The sequence below is a fragment of the Coxiella-like endosymbiont of Rhipicephalus sanguineus genome (genome assembly GCF_018687865.1).
In genome coordinates, this window is sequence record NZ_NIQB01000021.1 from 1 (window position 1) to 1,580 (window position 1,580).

The following is a 1,580-nucleotide window of genomic DNA, read 5'->3' on the forward strand; positions in this document are numbered from 1 at the left end:
ATTCATTTTGATCTGGAATATTCATTTTGATCTCGCAGAGTAGCAGATTATATCCTAAATAAACCAAATTTATAAGCTAAAAACAAAATTTATAAGCTAATCGTTTAAATAAGCCTGGAGCAGGACGACATGAAAGATAATACTGTTGTTTTTCTTTTGGTGATAATAAGATGCCGTCTACTGTTACTGGTTTATAGAGATGAATCATTACGTTGTTGAATACAAGATTGGAAGAACTAGGAGGAAGTTCGAATCGCTTAATTGCTTTTTTCAGACCAACCGAAGGAAATAGTGCCTTACAGACTTCTGAAGATCGGTTTAAAAGTGAGAGCCTGAGCAATGCGCCCTTTGAGTTTACGATTAAGTAAGAGAATAATTAATCATTTTTGAACAATGACCGTAGTTCTTGTTTCGCTTATGTTTAAATCTTTTTCTGTTGGTCAGTCAATTTCTTTCCTGCTTGATTGATATAGAAATTAAGCATCGACATGGCAGATTGATAAGGAGTTCCTTTTCGACGCTTGCTGGCTACAGCCGATTTTTTAAGGATTTTAAAATTCTTTGGGGATCTTTTCCAACTACCCCCTCCCCCTTGCGTCAAGGTCAAGCGCATTGCTGCTTTCGGTAACTTTTTGTGACCATCTTTGTTTGTTTTCTTTTGTCATATTTTTATTATAGTCAACAAATATAGTCAACAAATTTAATGTGTTTGACACAACAAGGAAATACCTTTCTCTTATCGTTAATTGAAAAAGGACTGCTGTTTTGAACCTCTTGATTCTTACTTCAAAAATGATAAATTGTTTCTCAAAGCTTTTTAGAGGTAATTGATGGATAAAAGACTATTAGAAATACTAGCTTGTCCGCTTTGTAAAGGGAAATTGGTATATAAGCAAGATGCGGAAGAGCTTTTTTGTCGCTTTGATAAGCTAGCCTATCCTATTCAAGGGGGAATCCCAGTTATGTTGGCTGACAAAGCTCGTTCATTAATAGAAGAGAGGTAAGATGGAATTCCGAGTCATCATACCAGTTCGTTATGATTCTAGCCGCCTACCCGGTAAAGCCTTGGCAGATATCGCCGGTAAGCCGATGATTCAACACGTCTATGAATGTGCCGTGAAAAGTGGTGCGGAAGATGTTGTGATCGCGACCGATGATAAACAAATAAGTAAAGTAGCAGAAGATTTTGGGGCAATGGTTTGTATGACTTCTTCTGATCATCAGTCGGGAACGGAACGCATCGCAGAAGCTGTTGTTGCTTTGGGTTTGGAGGACGATGAAATTGTAATCTGTTTGCAAGGTGACGAACCCTTGATTACCCCGGAGGCTATTCGAAAACTAGCAGAGGATCTGGAGGAACATGATAATGTAAAAGCAGCTTCTCTCTGCACACCGATTACCGATATTAACGAATTGTTTAATCCTAATACCACCAAAGTGGTTTTGAATCGTCGAAATTATGCTCTTTATTTTAGTCATGCTCCTATCCCGTGGGATCGCTCTACTTTTAATAATAAAGAAAGTATTAAATTAAATGGCTCTCATTTCCGCCATGTAGGTATTTATGCTTATCGGGTAGG

General features: G+C 37.7%; 5 protein-coding genes. 3 read left to right on the plus strand and 2 right to left on the minus strand.

Going from position 1 to position 1,580, the window contains the following annotated elements:
* Window positions 1–76 precede the first annotated feature (76 nt).
* Window positions 77–208, minus strand: a complete 132-nt coding sequence (locus B1F79_RS06280) for a hypothetical protein (protein WP_285896358.1) — start codon at window positions 206–208, stop codon at window positions 77–79.
* Window positions 209–215: 7 nt separating this feature from the next.
* On the opposite strand from B1F79_RS06280, the gene B1F79_RS01930 reads away from it, so the two are divergent.
* On the plus strand, window positions 216–368 hold the full coding sequence (locus B1F79_RS01930) for a hypothetical protein (protein ID WP_251365771.1): 153 nt from the start codon (window positions 216–218) through the stop codon (window positions 366–368).
* 53 nt (window positions 369–421) lie between these two features.
* On the opposite strand, the gene B1F79_RS01935 is transcribed toward B1F79_RS01930, so the two are convergent.
* Entirely contained in the window at window positions 422–613 is a 192-nt protein-coding gene (locus B1F79_RS01935) for a DUF3175 domain-containing protein (RefSeq protein WP_251365772.1), read from the minus strand.
* Between the two features lie 217 nt (window positions 614–830).
* Between B1F79_RS01935 and B1F79_RS01940 the strand changes: the two genes are divergently transcribed.
* The gene (locus B1F79_RS01940) at window positions 831–1,004 is read left to right on the plus strand and encodes a Trm112 family protein (RefSeq protein ID WP_251365773.1); all 174 of its coding nucleotides are present in this window, start codon (window positions 831–833) and stop codon (window positions 1,002–1,004) included.
* 1 nt (window position 1,005) lies between these two features.
* Window positions 1,006–1,580: 3-deoxy-manno-octulosonate cytidylyltransferase (gene kdsB, locus B1F79_RS01945; RefSeq protein WP_251365774.1), on the plus strand; the 575-nt coding region annotated here is incomplete at its 3' end.

Excerpts from the sequence above, each read along its gene's own strand:
- B1F79_RS06280 (WP_285896358.1), bottom strand. The coding sequence starts at position 208 with ATGATTCATCTCTATAAACCAGTAACAGTAGACGGCATCTTATTATCA.
- B1F79_RS01935 (WP_251365772.1), bottom strand. The coding sequence starts at position 613 with ATGCGCTTGACCTTGACGCAAGGGGGAGGGGGTAGTTGGAAAAGATCC.
- B1F79_RS01940 (WP_251365773.1), top strand. The coding sequence starts at position 831 with ATGGATAAAAGACTATTAGAAATACTAGCTTGTCCGCTTTGTAAAGGG.